The 26787-nt window shown below is 64.1% G+C and carries 23 protein-coding genes; 8 read left to right on the top strand and 15 right to left on the bottom strand.

Annotated features, from left to right (window positions below):
* Nucleotide 1 precedes the first annotated feature (1 nt).
* Entirely contained in the window at nt 2-859 is an 858-nt protein-coding gene (locus tag ABD806_RS13065) for a LysR family transcriptional regulator (RefSeq protein ID WP_344958684.1), read from the bottom strand.
* A gap of 80 nt (nt 860-939) precedes the next feature.
* Here ABD806_RS13065 and ABD806_RS13060 point away from each other — a divergent pair, with 80 nt between their 5' ends.
* The 4 genes from ABD806_RS13060 (at nt 940) to ABD806_RS13045 (ending at nt 3984) form a co-directional block, all read left to right on the top strand.
* The gene (locus tag ABD806_RS13060) at nt 940-1869 is read left to right on the top strand and encodes a DMT family transporter (protein WP_344958683.1); all 930 of its coding nucleotides are present in this window, start codon (nt 940-942) and stop codon (nt 1867-1869) included.
* Between the two features lie 250 nt (nt 1870-2119).
* Nucleotides 2120-2461 carry a hypothetical protein gene (locus ABD806_RS13055; protein WP_344958681.1) on the top strand — a complete coding sequence of 114 codons (342 nt, stop codon included), beginning with the start codon at nt 2120-2122 and terminating at the stop codon, nt 2459-2461.
* A 102-nt stretch (nt 2462-2563) separates the two neighbouring features.
* A complete protein-coding gene (locus ABD806_RS13050; protein ID WP_344958679.1) occupies nt 2564-3355 on the top strand; it encodes a universal stress protein in 792 nt (263 codons plus the stop codon).
* A gap of 257 nt (nt 3356-3612) precedes the next feature.
* Nucleotides 3613-3984, top strand: a complete 372-nt coding sequence (locus ABD806_RS13045; protein ID WP_344958677.1) for a VOC family protein — start codon at nt 3613-3615, stop codon at nt 3982-3984.
* Nucleotides 3985-4130: 146 nt separating this feature from the next.
* Here the strand turns inward: ABD806_RS13045 and betA are convergent, their stop codons facing one another.
* From betA to ABD806_RS13025, 4 genes are all read right to left on the bottom strand, one after another.
* Nucleotides 4131-5816, bottom strand: coding sequence for a choline dehydrogenase (betA, locus tag ABD806_RS13040; protein ID WP_344958675.1), 1686 nt, complete (start codon nt 5814-5816; stop codon nt 4131-4133).
* Nucleotides 5809-7287: a cytosine permease gene (locus ABD806_RS13035; protein ID WP_344958673.1), complete on the bottom strand. Its 1479-nt coding sequence runs from the start codon at nt 7285-7287 to the stop codon at nt 5809-5811. Before ABD806_RS13035 ends, betA begins: the two co-directional genes overlap by 8 nt.
* A gap of 3 nt (nt 7288-7290) precedes the next feature.
* On the bottom strand, nt 7291-7464 hold the full coding sequence (locus ABD806_RS13030) for a hypothetical protein (protein WP_344958671.1): 174 nt from the start codon (nt 7462-7464) through the stop codon (nt 7291-7293).
* 106 nt (nt 7465-7570) lie between these two features.
* Nucleotides 7571-9079, bottom strand: a complete 1509-nt coding sequence (locus ABD806_RS13025) for an aldehyde dehydrogenase family protein (protein WP_344958669.1) — start codon at nt 9077-9079, stop codon at nt 7571-7573.
* A 294-nt stretch (nt 9080-9373) separates the two neighbouring features.
* Between ABD806_RS13025 and ABD806_RS13020 the strand changes: the two genes are divergently transcribed.
* The gene (locus ABD806_RS13020; RefSeq protein WP_344958667.1) at nt 9374-10312 is read left to right on the top strand and encodes a LysR family transcriptional regulator; all 939 of its coding nucleotides are present in this window, start codon (nt 9374-9376) and stop codon (nt 10310-10312) included.
* 280 nt (nt 10313-10592) lie between these two features.
* On the opposite strand, the gene ABD806_RS13015 is transcribed toward ABD806_RS13020, so the two are convergent.
* From ABD806_RS13015 to ABD806_RS12995, 5 genes are all read right to left on the bottom strand, one after another.
* Nucleotides 10593-11219, bottom strand: a complete 627-nt coding sequence (locus ABD806_RS13015) for a LysE family translocator (protein ID WP_344958665.1) — start codon at nt 11217-11219, stop codon at nt 10593-10595.
* A complete protein-coding gene (locus tag ABD806_RS13010; protein ID WP_344958664.1) occupies nt 11220-11828 on the bottom strand; it encodes a LysE family translocator in 609 nt (202 codons plus the stop codon).
* Between the two features lie 101 nt (nt 11829-11929).
* Nucleotides 11930-12859: a LysR family transcriptional regulator gene (locus ABD806_RS13005; RefSeq protein WP_344958662.1), complete on the bottom strand. Its 930-nt coding sequence runs from the start codon at nt 12857-12859 to the stop codon at nt 11930-11932.
* A gap of 58 nt (nt 12860-12917) precedes the next feature.
* Complete coding sequence (locus tag ABD806_RS13000; RefSeq protein ID WP_344958660.1) at nt 12918-13166, bottom strand: hypothetical protein; 249 nt, start codon at nt 13164-13166, stop codon at nt 12918-12920.
* Nucleotides 13167-13408: 242 nt separating this feature from the next.
* Nucleotides 13409-14260: a bifunctional allantoicase/(S)-ureidoglycine aminohydrolase gene (locus ABD806_RS12995; protein ID WP_344958658.1), complete on the bottom strand. Its 852-nt coding sequence runs from the start codon at nt 14258-14260 to the stop codon at nt 13409-13411.
* Between the two features lie 168 nt (nt 14261-14428).
* Between ABD806_RS12995 and ABD806_RS12990 the strand changes: the two genes are divergently transcribed.
* Nucleotides 14429-15310, top strand: coding sequence for a LysR substrate-binding domain-containing protein (locus tag ABD806_RS12990; protein WP_425583135.1), 882 nt, complete (start codon nt 14429-14431; stop codon nt 15308-15310).
* 69 nt (nt 15311-15379) lie between these two features.
* Here the strand turns inward: ABD806_RS12990 and ABD806_RS12985 are convergent, their stop codons facing one another.
* The 3 genes from ABD806_RS12985 to ABD806_RS12975 are packed head-to-tail and all read right to left on the bottom strand — an operon-like array spanning nt 15380 to nt 21164.
* Nucleotides 15380-16756, bottom strand: a complete 1377-nt coding sequence (locus ABD806_RS12985) for an efflux transporter outer membrane subunit (protein ID WP_344958654.1) — start codon at nt 16754-16756, stop codon at nt 15380-15382.
* Nucleotides 16749-19922: an efflux RND transporter permease subunit gene (locus tag ABD806_RS12980; protein ID WP_344958652.1), complete on the bottom strand. Its 3174-nt coding sequence runs from the start codon at nt 19920-19922 to the stop codon at nt 16749-16751. The genes ABD806_RS12985 and ABD806_RS12980 overlap by 8 nt, the downstream gene beginning before the upstream one ends.
* Nucleotides 19923-19934: 12 nt before the next feature.
* A complete protein-coding gene (locus ABD806_RS12975) occupies nt 19935-21164 on the bottom strand; it encodes an efflux RND transporter periplasmic adaptor subunit (protein WP_344958650.1) in 1230 nt (409 codons plus the stop codon).
* A gap of 280 nt (nt 21165-21444) precedes the next feature.
* Here ABD806_RS12975 and ABD806_RS12970 point away from each other — a divergent pair, with 280 nt between their 5' ends.
* Nucleotides 21445-22056, top strand: a complete 612-nt coding sequence (locus ABD806_RS12970) for a TetR/AcrR family transcriptional regulator (protein ID WP_344958648.1) — start codon at nt 21445-21447, stop codon at nt 22054-22056.
* An 18-nt stretch (nt 22057-22074) separates the two neighbouring features.
* Nucleotides 22075-22269, top strand: coding sequence for a hypothetical protein (locus tag ABD806_RS12965; RefSeq protein WP_344958646.1), 195 nt, complete (start codon nt 22075-22077; stop codon nt 22267-22269).
* A 360-nt stretch (nt 22270-22629) separates the two neighbouring features.
* On the opposite strand, the gene ABD806_RS12960 is transcribed toward ABD806_RS12965, so the two are convergent.
* Nucleotides 22630-23346, bottom strand: a complete 717-nt coding sequence (locus ABD806_RS12960; protein WP_344958644.1) for a YebC/PmpR family DNA-binding transcriptional regulator — start codon at nt 23344-23346, stop codon at nt 22630-22632.
* Nucleotides 23347-23405: 59 nt separating this feature from the next.
* Nucleotides 23406-26786 (bottom strand): response regulator, encoded by a 3381-nt coding sequence (locus ABD806_RS12955; protein ID WP_344958642.1) that lies wholly within the window; start codon nt 26784-26786, stop codon nt 23406-23408.
* Nucleotide 26787: the final 1 nt, after the last annotated feature.

Below are 26787 nucleotides of genomic sequence, written 5' to 3'. Positions count from 1 at the left end.
GCTAGGGTCGATACAGGGTACGGATGATCTGCTCGTGCATGGCGTCGACCGCGGGTGAATGGACCGAGCTTTTACTGCGGATCAGGGCGACCTCCAGCTCCGGCAGCGCGGGCAGCCCCTGCCGCTCGTCAAGCACCTTGAGCCCGGCGGGCAGGCTGCAGCGGGTGAGCACCGCCACCGCCATGCCGCTTTCCGCCGCGGCCAGCTGCCCCGCCACATTGGGGCTGTGGTAGACGATGCGATAGTCGCGGCGCTGGGCCGTTATCGCCGCCAGCACCTCGCTGCGGGCCCGGCTGCCCAGTTCATGCACCGCTATCGGCAGCGGCTCCCGTCGCCAGGCCTCTTGCTGTTCGGCCCCCACCCAGACCAGCCCTTCCCGGAACAACAGGGTGCCCCGCTGCGGGTGATCCCGGGTCACCACCGCCAGATCCAGCTCGCCCCGCTCCACCTTGGGGATCAGCGCGGTGGACTGCTCACAGACCAGGGTGATCTCGACCCCGGTATGGCGGTTGGCGAAGGTACGCAGCACCGCCGTCAGGTAGGCCATAGCGTAGTCGTCCGGCACCCCCAGGCTGATCCGCCCGGAAATCTCGGGGCCGTGCACGGCGGCCAGGGCCTCGCCGTGGACGTCGAGCAGGCGGCGGGCATAGCCGAGCAGTTCGCTGCCGGCCGGGGTCAGCAGCAGGTGGCGCGGGCCTCTCGCCAGCAGCGGCCGGCCGACGACCTCCTCCAGTTTCTTGATTTGCATGCTCACCGCCGACTGGGAGCGGTACACCTGCCTGGCTGCGGCGGTCAGCGACCCCGTATCCACCACCGACACGAAGGCGCGCAGCCAGTCGAGCTGAAGATCTTTCGACAAAACAGGAACCTCAATAATTCGAAAATCGAATGATTAATGCAATATAAATTCGTTTTTCGGGAAATTACAAGATCGTCATAATGCCGGTCATGAAAACACTGTCATCCCCTGGCCACACCGGCCTTAATCCCGCTCCCTGCGCCCGCTCCGAACGACGGGGCACCTCCCTGATGGTGGGCGGCGGCCTGCTGCTCGGCACCCTCGGTGTGTTCGTCGAAGAGGCGGCGCAACATCCCCTGACCACCGTCCTGTTCCGCTGCTTCTTCGGCGCCCTGGCACTGTTGCTGTGGGGCCACCTGAACCGGCGGCTCCCCGAGCTGGCACTGCGCGGCCGTACCCTGCTCGTCGCCATCGCCGCCGGTGTGCTGATGGTGGCCAATTGGGGGCTGTTCTTCGCGGCCATCCCCCTCACCTCTGTCGGCATCGCCACTGTCGCCTTCCATGTGCAGCCCTTCTGGGTGATGGCGATGGGGATCTGGCTGCTCGGCGAGCGGATCTCGCCAAGGCGCGCCCTGGCCGTGGTGGCGGCGCTGATCGGTCTGGCGCTGGCGACCGGGCTGCTCGACGGCGCCGCCACCGGACGAGCGGATACTGACGACTATCTGCTCGGGCTGAGTCTGTGCCTGGCAGGCTCCCTCGCCTATGCCGCGGTCACGCTGATCGCCAAGCTGGCACCCGCGATCAGCTCCTTCGCCCTCGCCTGGTGGCAATGCGCGGTGGGGGTACTGCTCACCGCCTGGTGGCCGCTGTGGCACGGCTGGCCCGCCGCCGGACCGGCCTGGGCCTGGCTGGCCGGGCTCGGCTTCATCCACACCGGACTCGCCTACGCCCTGCTCTATGCCGGCATGGCCCGGCTGCCGACCAGCCGCATCGCGCTGCTGCAGTTCGTTTATCCCACCACCGCCATCCTGGTGGACTGGGCCCTGTACGATAACCCGCTGAGCCCGCTACAGGCAGCCGGTGTACTGCTGCTGTGCCTGGCCCTGTGGACGGTACGACGGGAGCGCTAAGGCCGGGCTGAAACCGCCCGCGCCGGCATCGCCGGTATATCGTCGCCCGGGCCGACTATAGTTAATCTGAGCCATAACAAGGCGCACGGGGATAAACCATCACCTTGTAGGCGGGCTTGGTACTCATGGGTGCGTAACGCGCCAGGCGTACAGGCCGATACCGGGGAGAGGCCATCGGCGTGCATGCCATCAGTGGGATTGGTTACCCTGTCGTGATGCTATTCGACGGGCCATCCGACAGGAGCCTTGTATGTCATGCTTTTCCTGCCATCGCTGGCGCGCCCTGCTGCAGAGCCTGGCCCTGGCCCTGGTGCTGCCCGCCGCAGCCCTCGCCAACAGCCCCCGCTGGCTCGATATCACCCCCGGCGAACCCGGGATACATATCAGCGGCACGGTGCGCTACCTGAACCTGGAGGGTGGCATCTATATTATCCGCGATGCCCGCGGCACCCATTACCATCCCATCAACCTGCCGACCGCCTTCCAGCAGGACGGCCTGCCGATAGAAGCCCTGGCCCGGCTGCGGAATGGCAGCCAGTTGGGTATCCGGGTCGAACTGCTGCGCATCCGCCGGGCCATCCGCCTGGAATAGCCCCGGACCGGACGAAAGCGGGGCTCGGGCCCCTGAACTATTCTTGAACTGAGGGTAACCGTTCATGTCGGGCCGGCTCAGCATCGCGCACAAGGGGGAGTTATGTTCAGGCATTGTATCGCAGGCATTGATTTTTCCACCGGCTGGGACCAAGCTCGGACCCAGCTGACACGCATGGTCCCCCTGCTGGGGATACGGCAACTCACCCTGTTCCATGCGGACGAGCCCCATCACAGATCCCGCAAGGAGACCAACACCAGCGCCAATCGCCGCACCCATCTGGAACAGTTGGCGAAGGATATGGCGGAGTCCCTGGCAATACCGACAGACCCCGTCTTCGTGTCGGGCTTTGCCGCATCTTCCCTGTTGGAGATCGCCAGCCGCCGGGAGGCCGAGCTGATCCTGGTGGCCAACAACAGCCATTCCCGCGGGCAGGATTTCATTATGGGCAATGTGGCACTCGATCTCGCCCGCCAGAGCCGGCTGCCGCTGCTGATCATCCCGGTCGATCTCGGCCCCCTCGATGACTCCGCCCCCTTGCTGCTGGTCACGGATCATTCACCGACCTCCGCCAAGGCGCGGATCTGCTTCACCGAGCTGCTGGGAAGCGAGCGCAACGGCCGGGTGATGATAGTCCGCAATCCGGATCATCAGGTGGCCTTCGATGAACTGAGAGCCGAAGAGGCGTTCGCAACGGACAATGAACGCCTGGACGTCGGCGTCGCCCTCGGCGATCCGGTGGATGAAGTCTGCGAAGCCGCCAGTGAGCTGAAAACACCGCTGATCGTGATTGGCAAACATGGCACCCCGACCGACAACGAACCCCCGCTCGGCAGCATGGCAGAAAGCATCTGCCGGCGGGCGGTCAATCCGCTGCTGCTGGTGCCCTCCTGAGCCTGATTCACAGGAGGCGTCCCCGTCCGGCTCCGCCCGGAAACGGCCGGGCGGCCGCGATGCCGAGATGCCGAGATGCCGAGATGCCGAGATGCCGAGATGCCGAGATGAAAAAAATACCGCCTCCGAGCGGCACAGCACCCGATCGACTACATTAATGATGCCGTCCGACAGGCCAGCCTCGAAGCCACAGTTCGCGGTCGGGTAGCGCCGGCCCCGGCGACGGTTAACCCCCAGCGATGACAAGGAGCACGGTGATGAACAGCAATCCGGTAGTCTGGTTTGAGGTCTATGTGGCGGATATGGCGCGCGCCCGGAAGTTCTATGAAAAGGTGTTTACCCTGCGGCTGGAGCGGCTGGACAGCCCCGATCCGGAAATGTGGGCCTTTCCCGGCCAGGAGAATGGCGCCGGGGCCTGCGGAGCCCTGGTGCGGATGGAAGGCTGCCCTCCCGGTGGCGGCGGTACCCTGGTGTACTTCAGCTGCGATGACTGCGCCGAGCAGGCCGGTCGGGCAGCGGCCAACGGCGGGCACATAGTGCGCGACAAGTTCGCCATCGGCCAATACGGCTTTATATCCCTGGTGGCCGATACCGAAGGCAATGTGATCGGCCTGCACTCCATGCGCTGACGCCTGGTTGCGAGTAGGCGGAGCGCCATGGGATGGCTAATACCGATAGCGTTACCTAACGGCGCCCGTCACTGGTCGCAGAAGCGGGCCGAAGCCCGGCTTCGGCCCGCATGACAGTTCCAACAAAGCGATCCGGCCCGGCGGAGTCAGGGCGCCACCTTGCGCACTGGCTCACGGCTGCGCTGGGCCCTTTCCCAGTTGGGTGCCAGACCGACCTCCACCTCGGATGCGGGCAAGAGCGCGTGTCCGCGCACCAGGTCGGCAGCCCGCTCGGCGAGCATGATGGTCGGAGCATTGAGGTTGCCGTTCGGCTCGGTGGGGAACACCGACGAATCGATCACCCGCAACCCCTGAAGGCCGCGCACACGCAGCTCGGAGTCGACCACCGCCATCTCGTCCTCGCCCATGCGACAGGTGCCGCAGGGGTGATAGGTGCTCTCCAGGTTGTCGCGCACGAAAGCATCGATCTCCGCGTCGCTCTGCACCTGGGGACCGGGGGCTATCTCCCCGTCCCGGAAGGGATCCATCGCCGGCTGGCCGATGATTTCCCGGGTCAGGCGCACGCAGCGGCGAAAGCCTTCCCTGTCCTCCTCCCGTTGCAAATAATTGAAGAGGATCTGCGGATGCTCATAGGGATCGGCCGAGCGGGCCCGCACATGGCCCCGGCTCTTCGGCTTGTTCGGCCCGGTCAATACCATGAAGCCATGGCCCTTGATCGGCTTCTTGCCATCGTAGCGCATGGCCGCCGGCAGGAAATGGAACTGGATGTCGGGCCAGCGCAATCCCTGCTCGGAGCGGATGAAGCCACCGGCTTCGAAGTGATTGGTCGCCCCCAGGCCATCCTTGAACAGCAGCCAGCGCAGGCCGATCAACAGCTTGCTCAGGGGATCCATCTTGCTGTTCAGGGTCAGCGGTTGCTTGCAGCCGAACTGGATGTAGACCTCCGCATGATCCTGCAGGTTCTCACCGACGCCGGGCAGTTCATGGTGCAGTTCGATGCCGGCCTGGCGCAGCACCCCGGCCGGACCTATGCCGGAACGCTGCAGCAGATGCGGCGAGCCGATCGGCCCGGACGCCACCAGCACCTCGCGGTTGCAATAGGCTCGGTGCGTCTCGCCGCCGCAGTCGTATTCGACCCCCACCGCGCGCTTGCCTTCGAGGAGGATCCGCCGCGTCATCGCCTGGGTCACCACGGTCAGGTTCGGCCGTCCCATGGCCGGTCGCAGGTAGGCGTTGGCGGTGGAACAGCGCACGCCGTTTTTCACCGTCATGTGCATGGCACCGAAGCCTTCCTGCATGAAACCGTTGGTGTCCTCGGTCTTGATATAGCCGGCCTCGGCGCCGGCTTCGACCCAGGCGCCATACAGCGGATTCTGCATCTGGTTGCCGTTGGTGGTGCTGAGCGGCCCGCTGTCGCCCCGGTAACCGTCGCCCCCCTGCTCGTAGCTCTCGGCCCGCTTGAAGTAGGGCAGGCAATGACGGTAGCCCCAGTCGCGGGCGCCGAGCTGCTCCCATTCATCAAAGTCGTAGGCATGGCCACGGATGTAGACCAGACCATTGATCGACGAGGAGCCGCCGAGCACCTTGCCCCGCGGGCAGTGGATGCGCCGCCCGTTGAGGTAGGGCTCGGGCTCGGTCTGATAGCGCCAGTTGAACTTCTTGGTGTTCATCGGAATCGAGAAGGCGCTGGGCATCTGGATCAGCACACTGCGATCGCTGCCGCCGAACTCCAGCACCAGCACCGAGGTGCCGGGGTCTTCGCTCAGGCGGTTGGCCAGCACACAACCGGCGGAACCCGCACCCACTATGATGTAGTCGTAATGCTTAGTCATTGCTGAAACCTCGTACAATGGAATCGATTACCCCCCGGCCCTCATCGTCCTTGGGGTAGGCACCCCAGCCCAGCCGTGGGGCCAGCACTCGGGTCAGACCGTAGTGCAGCAGACCGGCGAGCGCACAGGACGGGATGGAGGCCGAAATAAAGGCGAACAGCTCGGTGTTGGCCAGGGTCTGCGGATTGAACAGCACCACGTAGATGGCGAAACCGGCCACCAGTGCCACCAGCGCGACAGGATTGAAGCCCTTCCAGAAGTGGTAGGCCGATTGCCGGTCGTTCACATAGAGATAGCGCAGGTTCAGGTGTTGGCGACGCAGGAAGAAGTAATCGGCGATGCCGATCCCCGCCAGCGCGCTGTTCAGCGCCGAGGTCCATACCAGGAAGATGAAAAAGCCATCGTAGATGCCCGGGCCAAGGAGCACGATCAGCACCGGCACTATGCAGAACGCCACCACCAGCAACTCCCACTTCAGCGCCCTGAGCCCGGCACCGGCGAGCTGACGCAGGCCGACGATGGCGGTGTAGAGGATGTTGATCATGCTGGTCACGTTGGCGAAGGCCACGAAGCCCAGGGCTATCACGCCGAACACCAGGCCGCCGATATGGGTCATCCACACGGTCGGATCACTGTTGCCGAGGGCGGCCGCCGCCAGCAGTCCCACCACTTCGCCCAGCGCCGCCGCGCCGAAGATACCGATGATGTTCGGCCAGAACGCCGTCCGCTGATTCTTGCTCAGCCGGGCCAGGTTGCCGATGTAGGGCCACCAGGAAAAGCCGGCCGCCATATTCACTTCCACCGCGATCATGAAGTTGACGCGTTTGCTGTCGAAAGGCGCGTCCAGGGCCGGCAACGCCATCAGCTCGGCAAACGAGTGCTGGCCGAGGATCAGGTAGAGCATCACCCCCATGATCACCACCAGCGCCGGGGCGACTATGGTGTTGAACACCTTGATCGAGGTCGGCCCCTTGGCCACCACGAAGGCGGTGAGCAGGATGGCGAAGGTGCCGGCCGCCAGCACCAGGGCACCGCCGGGATCCGTTTGATGGTCACTGACCAACGAGCCCAGGCCGTCGATGGAGCGGCCGAACATCAGCCCCAGCACCGCCAGCCAGCCCATGGTCAGCAGCACCACCGCCAACACATAGACCAGGCGGCTGCCGTTGGCGCCGAACATGCTGCGCAGGAAGGTGAACTGCTCGGTGCCGTACTTGCCACAGGGCGCGCAGGTCGAGAAGGTCGCCAGCAGCACCCCCAGGATGTTGCCGATGATGATGGCGGCGATGCCTTCCCTGGGACCGACGAACAACGCCGTCGCCCCGCCGATCAGGAAGGCCCAGGTGGCGATGGCCAGGGCGGAGTTGGCGTAGCTGAACTCCCAGAAGCCCCACATCCGCTCGGAGGGCAGCAAGGGCGTGTCGCCGCGCTCCGCCTCCAGGCTGTGATTGATTTGCTCATGCTTGGTCATGACTCAGTACCCCCACAGGTAGCAGCCGATGACCAGCACCAGCGTCATCAGGATGATGGCGATGTAGTCCGTCGCGCGCAGCGCGCCGGGCCATTCGTCACCGTTCTCCAGCTCCTCGTAGGCGCGTATGCGCCTTTCCAGCTCCTGTGCTCTTGCGATTTCTGCTTGGCTGTCCATCCGGGTATAACCTCCAGGTTGTTTTAGGTGGTGCTCTGATCGGCGACGCGATGCATCCGGCATCTGACGTCTGTTGTGGCCGATGGTCGTTGGGCTATCCTGCCGCTCAGGGCAGCGTTATCCAGACCGCCTTGGTCTCCAGCAGGTAGTCGAGCTGTTCAGACCCCAGGTCCTTGCCGTAACCGGACTGCTTGTAACCGCCGAACGGCATGGACGGATCTATGGTGCTGTGGGCGTTGACGTACACAGAGCCCGCCCGCAGCCTCGGGATCAGGCCGTGCACCCGCCCGAGATCGTTGGAGTAGATAGCGGCGGCCAGGCCAAAGGCCGAGTCGTTGGCCAGCGCCAGCGCCTCCTCTTCATCGTCGAAGGGCGCGGTGACCAGCACGGGGCCGAAGATTTCTTCCTGCACAATGCGCATGTCGTTTCGACAGTTTGCGAAGATGGTCGGTTCGACGAAGTAGCCGGGCCCCTCGACCGGCTGGCCGCCGTAGTAGAGTTCGGCGCCCTCGCGCTTGCCGGTTTCGATGTAGGCCAGCACCCGCTCCTGTTGCTGCTTCGAGACCAGCGGGCTGATGAAACAGTCGGGATCCAGTCCCGGCGCCAGCTTCAGGGTCCGCGTGTAGGCGGCCAGCTCGCGCAGGAATTCGTCGTAGATACTGCGATGGATATAGACCCGGGTTCCGGCGTCACAGACCTGTCCGGAGTTGAAGAATACCCCGTTTGCCACGGCCTGGGCGGCGGTCGGCAGGTCGGCGTCGGCCAGCACCATGACCGGCGACTTGCCGCCCAGTTCCAGGGTCAGGCGCTTCATCTGATCCATGGCCGCCTTGCCCACGGTACAACCCACCGGGGTCGAGCCGGTGAAGCTCAGCTTGTCGATGCCCGGATGGGTCGCCATGGCCTCGCCCACCACGCTGCCGCGGCCGGTGACGATATTGACCACCCCATCGGGAATGCCGGCTTCCTGCACCAGTTCGGCGAAGCGCAGCGCCGACAGCGAGGTCAGCTCGGCCGGTTTGACCACCACGGTGCAGCCGCACGCCAGTGCCGCGCCGAGTTTCCAGGCCATGGTCTGCAGCGGGAAGTTCCACGGCACTATGACACCGACCACGCCCACCGGCTCCTTGCGCGTGTAGGCCAGATAGTTACCCGGCAACGAAGGCTCGGCGGTGCGCCCGTGGATCTTGCTGGCCCAGCCGGCGAAATAGCGGAACGTATCTATGGTGCCCTGGATATCCACGTCGCGCGCCTGGGCGACGGATTTGCCTACGTCGATCGACTCTATCTCGGCCAGCTCGGCGGCGTGCAGCTCGATAAGCTCGGCCAGCCGGTGCAGCAGCCGCTCCCGTTCGAGCGGCTTGAGCAGGCGCCAGGCACCGCCGTCGAACTGGGCGCGGGCAGCCCGCACGGCGCAGTCCAGATCGGCCTTGGTGGCCATGGGGATGTGCGTCAGCACGCCTTCGGTGTAAGGCTCGACGACCTCGGCGGTGGCGTCGTCGCCGGCCTCCAGCCAGGCGCCGCCGATAAACATCCGCAGGGGCTTGGTGAGGAATCGCTGCGTCGCCTCGCCGATCCCGAATTGCTGTAGGTAGAGTTTTACCTTGCTGTCCATGTCGTGTCCTCCGGTCTGCGCGACTCGGCGCAGCTCAATTGTGGCTTCCTGAAAGGCCTGGTGTGTGCCGTTATGTTTATTCATTGCTCCGGACTGTGCCGCTGCGTGGCGGCGCCCTGGTTAATATCGGTATGCTCGATGCCGACACCGTTAGGCATCTCCACTGATTGACGGGGGATGAAGCCGCCAGGCGTCGCCGTTGAGGAAACTATAGGTGTTGGCGATTGTTAAAAAAATGCTAAAGTTCAGATGTTAATATCGGCGTTTCCGATGCATATCGAACAAGAGGTGAGAATGATACAGCTGCATGATGTCGACCTGAAACTGCTCAGGGTGTTCGCTACCATCGTCAAGTGCGGGGGCTTTTCCGCCGCCCAGGCGGCGCTCAATTCCGGCCAGTCGACCATCAGCGAACAGATGGCCCACCTGGAAGCCAGGCTCGGAGTCAAACTCTGCCAGCGCGGCCGTAGCGGCTTTCGCCTGACCGAGCAAGGCGTGGCGGTCCACGAAGCCACCCTGCGGCTGCTCTCGGCGGTGGAAAATTTCTGTATGGATGCCGATGTGCTCAAACAGCAGATCAGTGGCAAGCTCAACCTGGGGATCATCGACAGCACCATTACCGACCCCGACTCACCCATACCACGCACCACCCAGCGCTTCGTCTCCAGGGGACACGACGTCCATCTCAACGTATACATAGGCTCGCCGGCAGAGCTGGAGGAACGCGTACTCGACGGCCGCCTGCATCTGGCCGTGGGGCACTTCCCCATCCATGTTGCCGGTCTGTCGTATGCGATGCTTTATCAGGAAGCATCCGGGCTTTATTGCGGTCGCCGTCACCCTCTCCACGGCAGCAAAGCCAAGGGCGCCGAACAGCTCAAGCAAATTGGCACCAGCCGCATCGCCGTCAGGGGCTATATGCAAAACGACGAACTGGAGCTGCTGGGCGTCGGCAAGGCAGCCGCGACGGTGGACAACATAGAGGCGCTGGCCATCCTGATTATCTCCGGGGCTTATCTTGGCTTCTTACCCGTGCACTTCGCCGCGCAGTGGGTCAAGACCGGTGACATGCGGCAACTGGCGGCAACGCAGCTGCGGCTGATATCGCCATTCGACGTCATCACCCGGCGCGGCATAGCGCCACCACCGATCCTCCGCGCCTTCATCGAGGATCTCTCGGCCTGCTCCGGCGACCGCCCTCACCCGGACTCCGCTCAGCCGGCTGCAGAATGACCAACGGCAAGTGAGTATCACGGAGCTGCATACCATGCGCTAACACCACGCCCTACCCGCGCGGCTCGGTTTGAACGGCAATCATGCTGTTTGATGATCAACGGGTTGCCGGCAGGTCTCGTGACCCCGTCCTTCCCGGTGTTTCCAGGCAAGGAGCAGCGTCCTCACGAGCACCGGCATCACCGGCCTCAGCAGAGTGGACTCGATGATCAGGTATTTTTCATCGACGCCGCCCCGTCCCTTGGGATCAAGCACGCCGCCCTCACCACCAGCGCACGCCTCAGGGCTTGAGCAGGGCGATGCGGGCCCCCAGCCCGAGCAGCAGTACGCCGGCTGCGCCCTCCAGCCGTCGGGCATAACGGCCGGAGCCGGGTCGGCAGAGCAGCAAGCCGCCCAGGGCCGCGTACAGGCTGTTGCACAGGGTGGCCAGCAGGGTAAACAGCAGGCCCAACTGCACCAGCTCCAGGCTAGCCAGGGGCGAATTTGCCTCAACGAACTGGGGCAGGAACGACAGGAAGAACATGGCCACCTTGGGGTTGAGCACGCTCACCACCACCCCCTGGCGGAACACGCCCCGCGCCGGCAGCATGTCGCCGTCCAGGCGCAGGCTCGGGCCGCCCCGGTAGCAGTTGCGCAGCGTCATGATGCCCAGGTAGATCAGATAGCACGCCCCCAGGTACTTCACCAGCCCGAACAGGAAAGTTGAGCTCAGGATCAGGGCCGACAGGCCGAGTACGGCGGCAGCGGTATGTACCAGATAGCCGAGCCCCAGACCCAGGGCTGCCAGCAGGCCGGCGCTCCGCCGGCCGCTCAGGGTATTGGACACCACATAGACCACGTCCGGTCCCGGGATCAGGTTGAGTGACAGGCAGGCCAGGATAAACATCGGCAAAGTATTGAATTCCATTTAGAACACCACCTTGATTGCCAGCCCCAGCAGCACCAGGCCACTCAGCTTGTCGATCACTCCCGATTTGGCCTTGAGCCAGACCAGTACGGGCCCGCGTGACAACGCCAGCGCCACCAGTACATACCAGGTGGCGTCTATGCCGCCGGCGGTGAGCATCATGATGCCGCCTTCCCGCCAGCCGGTGTCGGCATGGATAAACTGGCTGAACAGCGCCACAAAGAAGATCGCCAGCTGGGGATTAAGGAAAGCCACCATAAAGCCCTCGAAGGCGCCCCGCCGGCTGTGCACCGCGTGCAGGGCATCGCTGCCCTCGCCGTCGGCAGGTCTGGCCAGCAGCGCCCGGATCCCCAGCCAGGCCAGGAAGGCGGCGCCGCCGTAGCGGATGAGATCAAACAGCAGCGGGGTCTTGGTGATCAGCAACGCCAGCCCCAGGGCGGTGAGCAGCGCATAAATCCCCACCCCCAGCCCATGGCCCAGCGCCGTGGCCACCCCGTGCCCCTGTCCGCCGCGCACCGTATTGCGTAGCACCAGCGCCAGGCTGGGGCCGGGGCTGATCGCCCCCATCACGCAAATCGCCGCCAGCGCCAGCCAGCTGGAAAACTCCATCACCCTGCTCCTGTTTCTCCGCTCTCTTCAATGGCCTTCAGCTTAATCTCGCTATCAATATGCGCGAAGTGAAAGTTATGAATATAAACCATAGCTTTTGGCTATAGCTTGACGCGACTCTCGTGGGTGGTGCGCTGTAGGTGATCGCGCAGAAAGGGATAGGCCAGCTCCCGGAACCAGCGATGCGCCGGATCCTGATGATGGCGCTGATGCCACATCAGATGGTATTGCTGGGGCTTGCTGGCAAAGGGCAAGGGTCCATAGGTCAGCGCATGCTGTCGCGACAACTGCCAGGCGATATGGGCAGGAGTGGTCATCAGGCAATCGGTACGCAGCAATACCTCCACCGCCGCCTGAAAAAAGGGCACCCGGGCAAACCAGCGACGGCTCAGCCCCTGGGGTGCCAGCACCCGCTCCACCGGGCTGTCCTTGTCGCCTCCGCCGCTGACCTGCAGGTGGGGCCAGTCCAGATAATCTCCCAGGCCGATCGCCTTGCCCGCCAGCGGATGATGCCGGCCCATCAGCAGCACCAGTCCGTCCTCGCCCTGGTGCAGGCCGCGGATCTGCTCGGGCACTTCATCCGTGATGGTCGACACCAGATCCAGCGGCGATTCCCACAACTGCGGCAGCTGGCGTTTGTCCCACAAGACGTATTCCAGCGCGGCCAACGGCGCCAGGCGCGCCAGCTCTGCGCAGATATCCGGCAGTATATATTGGGCCACGTAGTCGGACGAGGCCAGCTTAAACACCCGCGCACAACAGGCTGGCTCGAAACCGGGGACGGCATAGAGCCGCTCCAGCGCCCCCAGGGAATCGGCCAGCTCCCGCGCCAGCAGTTCGGCCCTGGGCGTCAGCAGCCAGCGCTGTCCCTCCCGTACCAGCAGTTCGTCGTTAAACTCGCCACGCAGCTGCGCCAGCTGCTTGCTGATGGAGGGCTGGCTCAGGTGCAGCAGCTCGGCCGCCCGGCTGAGGTTGCGGGTATCGAGCAGTACCTTGAGGGTGGGTAACAGGTTGAGATTGGCCTTATGCACCTTGAGATTATCCGTCCGTGAGCGGGACTGTTATCTTAGGGCAGCACGGGGGCCGGTGTCAGTGCGATTTGTCAAGGGCACCGCTGGCGGCGATGACAACGCCGGGGCCCCGGCCAGTTCGGGCCGGGTACCCTGCCCCCCGCCCCTGCCGGGAGCGGCGCAGCTTAAGGCAGGACAAATGCATGGCTAGGTAGGGCAGCAGGGAGATAATGGCGCTAAAGACGAACAGGTTCCAGAACAGTTCCTCGGCATCCCCGGCCAGCAGACCGTAGACCAGCAAGATGGCCGAACTCAGGGCGCTGGTCATCAGCGCCGGCCTTCGGCGCAGATCTGCTCAACTCCCAGTCAGCCGTATACGATCACCGGCAGATAGGCCAGTCCTTCCTGATACTGGTCCAGTGCCCGGATTAGGGCGATGTCGTTGGCAAAGCCCTGCTCCAGCCCGTAACAGAGGCCACCGCCGGCTAACTCGCGGCGAGGTCGCCGCTGCCACCAGGGAAACAGAAAAGGGCGGCCCTGGGCCGCCCTTTGAGGATATGGGGATGATGCTTACTTGCGGTTGCCGCGATAGGCGGGAGAGGCATTCAGCACCATGTGCCGGTTGATGTCCTTGTACAGCAGGTAGCGGAAGCGGGTCGGGCCGCTGGCGTAGCAGGCCTGGGGGCAGAAGGCGCGCAACCACATGTAGTCGCCGGCTTCCACTTCCACCCAGTTCTGGTTCAGGTGGTAAACCGCCTTGCCTTCGAGCACGTACAGGCCGTGCTCCATGACGTGGGTTTCGTCGAAGGGGATCACGCCGCCGGGCTGGAAGGTCACGATGTTGACCTGCATGTCGTGACGCATGTCGGCTGAGTCCACGAAGCGGGTGGTGGCCCAGGCATCGTTGGTGTCCGGCATCGGGGTCGGTGCTATGTCGTTTTCATTGGTGACGAAGGCTTCCGGCACCTCGATACCGTCGACGAATTCATAGGCCTTGCGGATCCAGTGGAAACGCACCGGCGCATCGCCGTTGTTCTTCAGGCTCCATTTAACGCCCGGCGGCAGGTAGGCGTAGCCACCGGTTTGCATCTGGTACTCTTTCCCTTCCAGGGTCAGGCTCATCTCGCCTTCCACCACGAACAGCACGCCTTGGGCGCCGCCGTCCAGCTCGGGCCTGTCGCTACCGCCCTGGGGGGAGACTTCCATGATGTAGTGGGAGAAGGTTTCGGAGAAGCCGCTCATCGGCCGGGCGATAACCCACAGCCGGGTGTTATCCCAGAACGGCAGGAAGCTGGTCACGATATCGCTCATCACGCCCTTGGGGATGATGGCGTAGGCTTCGGTAAAGACCGCGCGGTCGTTAATCAGTTGAGTCTGGGGTGGCAGACCGCCGGTGGGGGCATAGTAGCTGTTACGGGCCATGACATCTGTCCTTTGATACTAAGTGGCTGGCTTGACGCCAGCAGGAGCCACGCCCCATGGGCCTGACTGCATAAATGCTGAACACCTACGATTGTAGAGCATGGTCATTTGATTTATAAATTAAATAACCGAATGGCAACTAGTGGCTTTGCCACTGATACGAGCATGATGAACCTGAATAACACCCTGGACCCCGTACTGCTGCGCAGCTTTGTGGCCGTGGTCGACACCGGCAGCTTTACCCGCGCCGCCGACAGCACCCATCTCACCCAATCCACCGTCAGCCAGCAGGTACGCAAGCTGGAAGCCTTGCTCGGCTGCGAGCTGCTGCACCGCAAGGGCCGTTACGTCACCGCCACCCTGGAGGGCGAGCGGGTGCTGAGCTATGCACGGCGCATCCTGCAGCTGATGAACGAGGCGGTGGCCCAGACCAGCCTGAGCGCCGAACAGCAGAAAATCCGCCTGGGAGTACCGGAAGACTTCGCCACCCACGCCATCATGCCCACCCTGTCCGCCTTCTCCGGTGAATACCCGGGTATCCGGCTGGAGGTAAAGAGCGGCCTGTGCAGCGACATCTGGCGTGAATTCCAGCGCAACGAGCTGGATCTGGCGCTGGTCAAGCAGCGCCAGGGCAGCGCGCCCGGCCTGGCCTGCTGGCCCGAACCCCTGTGCTGGATCGACAGCCTGCACGGCAACAACCTGCACAGCCACCCCATCCCCCTGGTCACCTTTCCCATCGGCGGCCTGTATCGCAGCGAAATGGCCCATACCTTCGACAGCCTGGGCCGCAGCTGGCGGCTGGCCTATGTCAGCACCAGCCTGTCCGGGGTGTGCTGTGCGGTGGAGGCGGGCCTGGGCATCTCGCTGCTGCCCCGGCGGCTGGTGACGCCGAACCACCGCATCCTGGATGAACAGGACGGCCTGCCCCCGGTGCCGGATCTGGAACTGACCCTACACGCCCAGGACCAGCTTTCGGCCCACAGCAAGATACTAGCGGAGCGGCTGATCGGCGCCTGCGACCGGACCTTCGACGCCCACCTTCCCGCCTGACGCGCTTAAGCGCCAGCAGCAGCAGGCGGAACAAAACCGGGCTCGCCGGTATTGCTCCGCTCCGGCGTACTAGATTGGCTCGATGGCGCCACCGAAACTACGGTAGATGGCAACCAGCCGGCTGAAGCTGTCCTGCTCCTGTTGCGCCACCCGGTCGCGGCTGCGCAGTTGCTCCCGTTCCGCATCCAGCAGCTCGAGGAACTCGCCGCTGCCGGCGTGGTAGCGGGCCCGGGCGATCGCCACCGCCTTATTGCTGGCCTGCCATTGCTGCTCCAGCCGGAGCTGCTGCTCCCGGCCGAGGTTGTAGCCGTGCAGGGCCAGCTGCATCTCGGCCAGGGCGTCGATGACCCGTTGTTCAAACTCGGCCAGGGCCATTTGCCGACCGGCGCCGGCGGCCCGGATCCGCGCCCTGACCGACCCCAGATCCGCCGCCTGCCAGCTCAGCCCGGGGGCGATGGACCAGCTGCGCTGGTCGGTGCCGAGGGACCAGCCGGGACCGGACACGAACCCGAGGAATCCGCTGAACGACAGCTTGGGGTACAGATCGGCGGTGGCCACTCCGATATCGGCGGTGCGCGCGGCCAGTGCCCGCTCGGCCCCGGCCACATCGGCGCGATAACGCAAGTAGTTGGTGCCGTCGGCGATGGCCACCGGTTGCGCCAGCCGCGGTAATTCGGCCCGCTCCCCCAGCCGCAGCGAACCCGGTTTACTGCCCACCAAGGCGGTCAGGGCCGTCTCCGCGGTCAGCAGTGCCAACCGGTGGTCCGGTATGCCGGCCGCCACTTCCAGCAACTGGGCATCGATGCGCACCAGCTCCAGTTCGGAGGCCAGGCCGGCGTCGAAGCGGGCCTGGATGATGTCCCTGGTTTGCCGCAGGTTGTCCTGGTTTTGCCGGGCCACTTCCAGCCGCAGCTGGGCGCCCCTGTACTCGCCGTAGCTGGTCGCCACCTGGCTGACCAGCCGCAGCTGGGCGTCGTGCCAGAGGATCCTGGCCTGCTCGGCCTCGGCCCTGGCCGCCTGGCTGGCACGACGGAGCTTGCCGAACAAGTCCGGATCCCAGCTCAGGCCGAGACCACTGCGATAACCGCGCACGACTGTGCCATCGTCATCGTTCGCCACCGTGCCGTTTTCACTGGCCTGATAGCCGGCGTCCAGGCTCCCCTCGGGCCAGCGGTTGTTGTCCACGTCGCGGAACACCGCGTAGGCCCGTTCAACATTGGCCCTGGCCTGCTCCAGCTCGCGGTTGTGGGTGAGCGTCAGTTCAATCAGCCGGTCGAGGTGCGGATCCTCGAATACCTGCCACCAGCTCAGGGCCCGTTCGGCCCGGCTGTAAGGACTGCTGAAGTCGATGTCCGCCACCTGCCGCGGGGCCCGATAGTCGGGTCCCACGGTGGCACAGGCGGCCAGCAGCATGGCGGCCGTCATGGAGATGATGATGTTACGCATGCTGTAAGTCCTCAGCCGTTGCAGCCTGCCGTGCGGCGGCCCGGCGTGCGCCACGCCTGGCCAGCAGGTAATAGAACAGGGGGGTCAGCATCAGCCCAAAGACGGTGACCCCGATCATGCCGGAAAACACGGCCACCCCCATGGCCTGACGCATTTCGGCACCGGCACCGCTGGAGAACACCATGGGCACCACCCCCATGATAAAGGCGATGGAGGTCATCAAGATCGGCCGCAAGCGCAACCGGGCCGCTTCCAGGATCGCCTGCAGGGTGGTCATGCCCTGATCCTGCAGCTCCTTGGCGAATTCGACGATGAGGATGGCGTTCTTGGTCGCCAGCCCCACCAGCACGATCAGGCCGATCTGGGTGAAGATGTTGTTGTCTCCGCCGTAGAGCAGCACGCCGCTGAGCGCCGACAACAAGGTCATCGGAATGATCAGGATGATGGCCAGCGGCAGGCTCAGGCTCTCGTACTGGGCCGCCAGCACCATAAACACCAGCAGGATCACCAGCGGGTAGACCAGCTGGCCGCTGTTACCGGCCAGGATCTGCTGATAGGTCAGCTCGGTCCACTCGTAGCTCATGCCATGAGGCAGGGTCTCCGCCAGGATCCGCTCCATCGCCGCCTGGGCCTCGCCGCTGCTGAATCCGGGCGCCGGCCCGCCGTTGATCTCGGCGGTGGTGAAGCCGTTGTAGCGCATCACCCGATCCGGTCCGGCAACATGGCCGATATCGATAAAGGAACCCAGCGGCACCATGTCTCCGCTCAGGTTGCGCACCTTCAGCTGGCGTATCTGTTCCGGATCCTGGCGGAAGGCGTCGTCCGCCTGCACATTCACCTGATAGGTGCGGCCGAAGCGGTTGAAGTCGTTGACGTAGGTCGACCCCATATAGGCCTGCAGGGTCTGGAACAGCTCATCCAGCGATACCCCCTGCTGCTTGGCCTTGGTGCGATCTATGTCCAGCTCCAGCTGCGGCACGTTCACCTGGTAACTGGAGAAGATCCCCGCCAGCTCGGGGGTGGCCCAGGCGCGCTGCATGACCGCCATGTTCACCCGGTACAGTTCCTCGTAGCCCAGGTTGGCCCTGTCCTGGATTTGCAGGCGGAAGCCGCCTATGGTGCCCAGGCCCATGACCGGCGGCGGCGGGAAGATGGCGACGAACGCATCCTGGATCCCCCCGAACGCCGCGTTCAACTCACCGGCGATGGCATTGGCCGTCAGCCCGGCGCCCTGGCGCTTATCGAAACCGGTCAGGGTCACGAACACGATGCCGCTGTTAGGGCTGTTGGTAAAACCGTTGATGCTCAGGCCGGGAAAGGCCACCGCGTGTTCGACGCTGGGGTGCGCCAGCGCGATGCGCGACATCTCCTTGATCACCGCGTCGGTGCGTTCCAGCGAGGCGGCGTCCGGCAACTGGGCGAAGGCCACCAGGTACTGCTTGTCCTGCCCCGGCACATAACCGGTGGGGGTGGTGGCGAACTGCAACCCGGTCAGGCCCACCAGCGCGAGGTAAAGCACGCCGACGATACCGCCGAAGCGGATCACCTTCCTGACCAGCCAGCCGTAACCGTCGGACAGGCGCGCGAAGAAGCGGTTAAAGGGCGCGAACAGCCAGCCGCCCAGCAGCCGGTCCATGGCCCGGGTCAGGGCGTCCTTCTGCTCGCCATGGCCTTTCAGCAGCAAGGCCGACAGCGCCGGGCTCAGGGTCAGCGAATTGAGCGCGGAAATGAAGGTAGAGATGGTGATGGTCAGCGCAAATTGCTTGTAGAACTGCCCGGTCAGGCCCGACATAAAGGCGGTGGGGATAAACACCGCCGCCAGCACCAGGGTGGTGGCCACTATGGGGCCGGTCACTTCCTTCATCGCCTTCCGGGTCGCCGCCACCGGCGACAGCCCCTCGGCAATGTTACGCTCCACGTTTTCCACCACTACGATGGCGTCATCCACCACTATGCCGATGGCCAGCACCAGGCCGAACAGGGACAGGGCATTGAGGGAGAACCCCAGCAGGTGCATAAAGGCGAAGGTGCCGACCAGCGACACCGGCACCGCCACCAGCGGAATGATGGAGGCGCGCCAGGTCTGCAGAAACAGCACCACCACCAGCACCACCAGCAGCACCGCCTCGAACAGGGTTTTTACCACCGCTTCAATCGAGCCGCGAACGAAGACCGTCGGATCGTAGACGATGGCGTAATCCACCCCGGCCGGGAAGGCCTCTGCCAGCTCGGCCATCCTGGCCCTGACAGCGTTGGAGATCTGGATGGCATTGGAGCCCGAAGCCTGAAAGATCGGAATGGCCACCGCTTCCCGGTTATCCAGCAGGGAACGCAGCGCATAGCTGTCGGCCCCCAGTTCAACCCGGGCCACATCCCCCAGCCGGCTGATTTCCCCGCCGGGCCCGACCTTGATGATGATGTCTTCAAACTCTTCCACCGTGCTCAGGCGGCCCTTGACGTTGATCAGCAACTGGAATTCGGACTCCCGGCTGGGCTGGGCACCCAGGCTGCCGGCGGCGGCCTGCTGATTCTGCTCGCCTATGGCGTCGATGATCTGCCGGGGCGACAGGCCCAGGGCCGCCACCCGGTGCGGATCCAGCCACACCCGCAGGCTGTATTCCCCGGCACCGAACAGCCGTACGCTGCCGACCCCCTCGATCCGCGCCAGCTCGTCCTTCACGTTCAGCGCCGCATAGTTCGACAGATACAGCATGTCGTAGCTGTCATCGGGCGAGGTCAGGTGCACCACCATGGTCAGGTCCGGCGACGATTTCTCGGTGACCACCCCCAGCCGCTGCACCTCCTGCGGCAGCCGCGGCATGGCCCGGTCGACCCGGCTCTGCACCTGGGTCTGGGCCCGGTCGACGTCGGTGCCGATGGCAAAGGTAACGGTCAGCGTCATCCGGCCATCGGACGTCGCCTGGGAAGACATATACAGCATCTGCTCCACGCCGTTGATCTCCTGCTCCAGCGGCGAGGCGACGGTCTCGGCGATCACCTTGGGGTTGGCGCCCGGGTAGCTGGCGGTCACCACCACGGTCGGCGGCACCACATCCGGATATTCGGTGACGGGCAGTTGCCATACCGCTATGGCGCCGGCGATCACGAAAATCATCGAGATCACCGCGGCGAAGATCGGTCTTTTGATGAAGAATTGCGAAAACATGAGTCCGACTCCTTAACCGCGGACCGGCTCGGCCCGGGCCGTCAGCCCGGCCCCGGCCTTGTCCAGTAATGCCTGGTTCGCCCGCAGGCCGCTCAACTGCCCGGCCTCGGCCATGTCCACCAGGGTGGGCGTGATGGTCATCTCGGGCCTGACCCGCTGCAGGCCATTGACCACTATCCGTTCATTCGGGCTCAACCCGGTTTTGATGATGCGCAGTCCGCTGATCTTGCCCCCCAGGGTCACGCCCCGGTATTCCAGCCGATCCTGCTCGTTGACCACCAGCACGAATTTATGGTTCAGGTCGGTGCCTATCGCCTTGTCATCGATCAATACGCCCCGGTAGCTGCCGCTGCCGGCCAGCCTGATGCGGGCAAACAGACCCGGCAACAGGCTGCCGTCCTGGTTGGCGAAGCTGGCCCGCAGGCGGATGGTGCCGGTTTGCTGATCGACCGCGTTGTCCACGAAATCGATGCGGCCGACACGGTCGAACCCGCCACTACCGGCCAGGGCCATAAAGACGGGATTATCGTCCTCCCGGGCGTCGGCACGTCGGCCTTCGCGGCTCAGCACGGCGTATTTGAGGTAAGTCTGCTCATCCATATCGAAGTAGGCATGCATTTCCTCGGTGGAAACGATACGCGTCAGCGGGGTCTGGCCGGCGCTGACGTAGTTGCCGGCGGTGACCTGGGCATTGGACACCCGGCCACCGATAGGCGCCGTCACCTTGGTATATGCCAGATCCAGCTCGGCCCGTTGCAGGGCAGCCGTGACCGAGGCCACCGCCGCCGCCGCCTGCTGCTTATGCGCCAGCCTGGCATCCAGCACCTCTTCGGAAATGGCCCGCCCGGCACGCAGCGCATCGGCCCGCCGGTAATCGCTGGCGGCCAGCTTGAGGGCCGTCTGCGCACCGTGCAGTTCGGCCTTCAGCCGCGCCACTTCCGCCTGAAAGGGGGCCGGGTCGAGCTGGAACAGCGGCTCACCCGGCTCGACCAGGCTCCCTTCCCTGAAATGCACCCGCTGTACATAGCCCGACACCCTGGGCATCAGCACCACGGTTTCCGGCGCCTGCAACCGGCCGGTGAATTCATCCCACTCGGTAATGCGCTCATGGATAACGGTGGCGACCTGCACCTCAGGCGCGGCGGGCGCCCCCGCCGCCGCTTGCGGACGTTCACAAGCGGCCAGCAGCATGCCGGCAAGGCCTGCAAAAATGATGTTCCTGATGACGTTATTGCTGTTCACGACGATATCCTCAAGGCGGTTAACGGTGGCTCGCGCCGACAGACGGCTAGCCTTTTAATTTTGTACCGATGAGTAAATATATAGGACGAAGGACGGCAGTCAATTAGTTTTATACCAATAGGTACACAATTTTTCTATCGACCGGCTCGCCGTGGGCCAACCCGCCTGCATCCAGGCCACGCCTTCCCGCCCTTTGTTTACCAGTCGGTAAATAAGCCTGCTGGACAGAGGGTTTTACGATGTTTAAGATGTAAGCAGTTTTTTATGTAGGAGCCTGTTGATGTCTACGGGAACTTGCCCCCCCAGTGTCGGGCGCCCACGTGCCTTCGACATGGAGAAGGCCCTGGAAAAAGCCCTGGAAGTGTTCTGGAAGAAGGGCTACGACGGGGCATCGCTGTCCGACCTGACCGAGGCCATGGGCATTAACAAGCCCAGCCTGTACGCCGCTTTCGGCAACAAGGAACAGCTGTTTCTGAAAGCGATCGAGCTCTATGAAAATCGCCCCTGCGCCTTCTTCTACCCGGCCTTGCAGCAACCGACCGCCTACCTGGTGGTGGAGCATATGCTGTTCGGCGCCGCCACCAGCATGGCCGACACCAGCCACCCCCATGGCTGTGTGGTGGTCCAGGGCGCCCTGTCCTGCAGTGAGGCGGCCGCGACCGTCAAGGCCGCGCTGATCGCCCGGCGTCGTGACGGTGAACTGGCCTTGCGAGCGCGTTTGGAACAGGCCAGGGAACAAGGCGATCTGCCGGCCGACGTCGATACCACCATTCTGGCCCGCTACCTGGGGACTGTGCTGCAGGGCATGGCCATCCAGGCCACCAATGGCGCCACGCCGGAAGAATTGAAACAGGTGGCCCAGCTGACCCTGGACAACTTCCCCCGCCGCTGAGCCGTCTCTCGGGCGGCCATGGCAGGCCTCATCATCGCCTACCCCCAGTTGAGGTTCCGCCTTACGCCATGTTCGTCCGCCCTGGCCCAGGCCGAAACACAACCGCGGCAGACCAGGCACCTGCCTCCAGGGGCGGTGCCGTCCCGTTTGATTGAAGGCGCCCTGGCGCAGCTGCTCAATCCCAAGGCCTGGCTGGTGTCCATCTGTTCGTGACGGCCTACACACCCGCAGGTGCCTATCTCGCCATCTTCTGCACCGTTTCGTTTGTCATGTGCCTGCTCGGCGTCGGCACCTGGGCCGCCTTCGGCACCCTGCTCGGATGCCTGCTGGCCAATCCCAAATATCAGGCTAGGTTTAATCTGCTCATGGGGTTATTGTTGAGCGGCACGGTAGTCGCACTTTTCACCCACTACGGCGTACGGCCATCTCTCCCGGGCAATACCAGGCGTTTTTTACCTGAGTATCCGGGCCGGAGGGATATCCTATTGGCTCCACCGGCACAAACAACAGGGGACAGTCCGTGGACTGTCCCCTGTTGCATGCGAGGCGGTGCTATGCTCCCTGCAAACGATATTAAAACTCGGCGTTGTGATAGACGTTCTGCACGTCATCCAGATCGTTGAGCAGATCCAGGAAGCGCTCGAACTGGGCGACGTCGTCGCCGCTGATTTCGGTGGTGGTCTGCGGTACGAACTGAATTTCGTCCACCTCGAAGTCGATGCCCTCGAAGGCCTCGGTCAGCGCCTGCTTAGCCTTAAAGTACTCGGTATTGGGCGCAAACACGGTGATCTTGCCGCCTTCGCTCTCGATATCGGTGACATCCACATCCGCCATCATCAGCGCCTCGAGCACCGCCTCTTCGTCATCGCCGCCGAAGGCCAGGATGGCGCAGTGGTCGAACATATGGCTGACGCTGCCCGGTGAGCCTATCTTGCATTTAGTCTTGGTAAAGCACTGGCGCACGTCACCGAAGGTGCGGTTGGGGTTGTCGCTGAGGCAATCGACAATCACCATGCAGTTGCCCGGCCCAAAGCCCTCATAACGCGCCGGGGAGAAATCCTCGCCGCCGCCGCCCCTGGCCTTTTCCAGCGCTTTTTCAATAACATGAGTCGGCACCTGATCTTTCTTGGCGCGCTCTATCAGGCCCCGCAATGACAGGTTGCCGTCCGGATCCGGGCCACCCGCCTTGGCACATACATAGATTTCGCGGCCGTATTTGCCGTTGACCTTGGTTTTGGCGTTTGCCGTCTTGGCCATGGATTCTTTGCGGTTTTGATAGGCTCTGCCCATGTGATCGTCTCGTTTATCGTCAAAAGAAGGCGAATTTTACACCCTGAGCCGACACAGATCTATTTTCCATTACCGCGACCGCGCCCGATGGCGGCCTTGAGCGCGGGCGCCAGCTCGGCCAGGCTCTGTTCCAGCCGCCGGCGGGCCTGGGCCAGCTTATCAAGATCACCGGCGCGGGCCAGGGTCTCGAGCCCCAGCGCCGCGCCGCCAACGGCCCTCGCCCCTATCACCTGGGCCGATCCCTTCAGGGTATGCGCCGCCCGGCGCAGCGCCACCGCATCGCCCTCGGCACTGGTGGTTTCGATCTCCTGCATCAGCTTGGGACACTCTTCGAGAAACAGCTCCGCCAGCTCTTCCAGCAGCGCATTGTTACCCTCCAGGTTCTGCAATGCCCCGTCCCAGTCCAGGCAGGGTTCGGCGGACTGGGTCTGCCGCGGCTCAGCCTCTGCCAGCCCGGCATTCGACCGCATGGCGGCGACTTCAGAAATCGAAGACGTCCTTACTTCCGGGGACGCTTCCCTCCCGGTAACCGCCGGGGCCTTGACCTCGACGGCCTCGTAGAGTTCGGCGGCGCGAAACGGCTTGGTCACATAATCATCCATGCCGGCGGCGAGGCAGCGCTCCCTGTCTTCCTTGGTGGCACTCGCCGTCATCGCGATGATCGGCACATGCTCGCCCCGGTTCCATTCCAGCTCCCGGATCGCCCGGGTGGCGGCAAGACCGTCCATCACCGGCATATGGATGTCCATCAGCACCACATCGAAGCGCCGCCGGCGGACCGCATCGATGGCCTCCACCCCGTTCTGTGCCAGCTCGACCAGATGGCCGCGCTGACTCAGCAGATCGATGGCCACCTTCTGGTTGGTAAGGCCATCCTCCACCAGCAGTACCCGCCGCTGGACCAGATCGCCGCCGGGCTCGCCGGGCGCCGCCACCTGCTCCACCCTGGTGGCGATGCCCAGGGCATCACCGACGGCGTCCAGCAGATCCGATTGCTTGACCGGTTTCATCAATAGGCGTGAGATCTGCAACCGACGGCGCAACGAGGCATCGCCGGAATGCCCCCCCGAAGAAAGCATCAGGATATGCAGGGAGGCCAGGGCCGATCGCTCACGGATCCGGGCAGCCAGCTCGAAACCGTCCATATCTGGCATCATCACATCGAGCAACGCCAGGGGGAAGGGATCGTCCCCGGCGTTGTCGAGCACCTCCAGCGCCTGCACCCCACCCCGCACCACGGTCGGCCGCATGCCCCAGCTAAACAGTATTTCTTCGAGGATCATACAGTTGGTGCGGTTGTCATCGACCACCAGCACCCGCTGGCCGTGCAGGGCGAGGGGCTGCGACCGGGCCTCGGGCCGCTCCGCCGCCAGCCCGAAATCGGCACTGAACGAGAAGCAGCTACCCTGCCCTCCCGGCCCGCTGTCGACCCGGATCCGCCCGCCCATCATCGCCACCAGCTGGGCGGCAATGGAGAGTCCCAGCCCGGTGCCGCCACTGCGACGGGTGGTGGAGGTGTCCGCCTGACCGAATGCCTCGAATATCCGCCGGCGTTGTGCTTCCGGGATGCCGATGCCGGTGTCCCGAACCTCGAAGGCGATGCGCGCCGCCTGGTTATCGAGGGCCGCGAGGCGCAGGTCGACCACGATTTCCCCGCTCTCGGTGAACTTGATGGCGTTGCCGACCAGGTTCACCACGACCTGACGCAGGCGCACCGGGTCGCCGAGCAGCCGGTCCGGGATCCCGGCCGGGATATGCACCGCCAACTCCAGGCCCTTTTCATGGGCACGCAGGGCCAGGGTCTGCAGGGTATCGCCCAGGGTGTCGCGCAGCTGGAAGGCGATCGTCTCCAGTTCAAGCCGCCCCGCCTCTATCTTGGAAAAGTCGAGAATATCGTTGATCAGCGCCAGCAGGGTGTCGGCCGATTTCTGGATGATGGCGACGTATTCCGCCTGCTGCTCGGTCAGCTCGGTTCGCTCCAGCAACTCGGCGATACCGATCACGCCATTCATCGGTGTGCGGATCTCATGACTCATGTTGGCCAGGAACTCGCTTTTGGCGATGCTGGCCTGCTCCGCCAGATCCCGGGCCCGCTGCAGCTCGCTCTGGGAGCGGCGCAATTCCTCGGTCTTGGCCTGCAATGCCTTGGTACGGGCGGCGACCCGTTCCTCCAGGTGATGGCGGTGCTGTTCGAGCTCGGTGATGTCCGAATAGACGGCGACATAACCGCCGTCACCGGTGCGATGCTCGCTGACCTGGATGCACAGGCCGTCGCTGCGGGTAAACTGATAAGGACCCTTGGGATCACTGTGCTGTGCGAGGCGCTCCGCGATCCAGGCGTCGCCCGACGCATAGCCCTGGGGCAGGTGGCCCTTGGCGACCACCTCCTGGAGCAGGTCCTCGAAGCGCATGCCGACCTCGACAAAATCACTGGGCAAGACAAAATGCTCTTTGAAACGGGAGTTAAACAGCACCAGCCGGTCCTCCGCATCATAGAGGGTGAAGCCTTCGGCGATGGATTCGATCGCCTCGGTGAGCTGATCCCGGGCCTCCTCGGTCATCCGCACCTGGGCTTCGAGATGCTCGCGCTGCTGTTCCAGCTCGGTGATATCGGTATAGATGGCCACCGCACCGCCGTCGCGGGTCCTGCGTTCGCTGACCCTCAACTGCAGGCCATCGGCGCGTTTGAGTTTGAAGGGCGGGCCAGGGTTGCGCCGCTGGGCCAGCCGCCAGTTGAACCATTCCTGTGCCGTCTGCTCGCCGAGTTCGATCAGCTGCTGGTCGATCACCACCTTGATCAGTTCCTCGAAACGCATGCCCACCTTGACGATGTCGGGGGCGGCGGAATAGTCGATGCGAAAGCGGGAGTTAAATGCCACCAGCCGATCGTCGGCATCGTAGAGGGTGAATCCCTCGGAAATGGACTCGATGGCTTCGATCAACTGCTGGTGGGCCGCCTCGGCCCGCGTCTGTACCGCCCTAGTCAGCTCGACCTGCTCGGCCAGCTCGCGCTGCGCCCGACGTTGTTCGGTGATATCGGTGATGAAGCCTTCCAGTGCCTGCAATTCGCCATCGGCATCGAAGACCCCGCAGCCCTGCTCCCAGACCCATTTTTCGCTTCCGTCCCGCGTCAGGATACGATATTCGAGCCGGTATGGCCGCCGCTCCTTGATAGCGGCCTGAACCTGCTCCCACAGCGCCTCTCGATCATCCGGATGCACCAGCTCGGCGAACGACGGCCGGCCATGGATCAGGTCGTCGGCGGCATAGCCGGTCAGGGCATGGCAGCCCTCGCTGAGGAACGCCATGGTCCACTTCCGGTCGTTGAGGCCGCGATAGGCCATGCCGGGGAGGTTGGCCATCAAGGTGGCCAGCTGACGCTGGCTCTCGCGCAGGGCTCGCTCGTGCTTGCGGTCGTTGTCGCCGGAATTCGATTGCATG

The sequence above is a fragment of the Zobellella aerophila genome (genome assembly GCF_039539325.1).
GTDB classification, from domain to species: domain Bacteria; phylum Pseudomonadota; class Gammaproteobacteria; order Enterobacterales; family Aeromonadaceae; genus Oceanimonas; species Oceanimonas aerophila.
The sequence above is the reverse complement of the archived record's forward strand: the minus strand, read 5'-3'. Positions and strand labels throughout refer to the sequence as shown.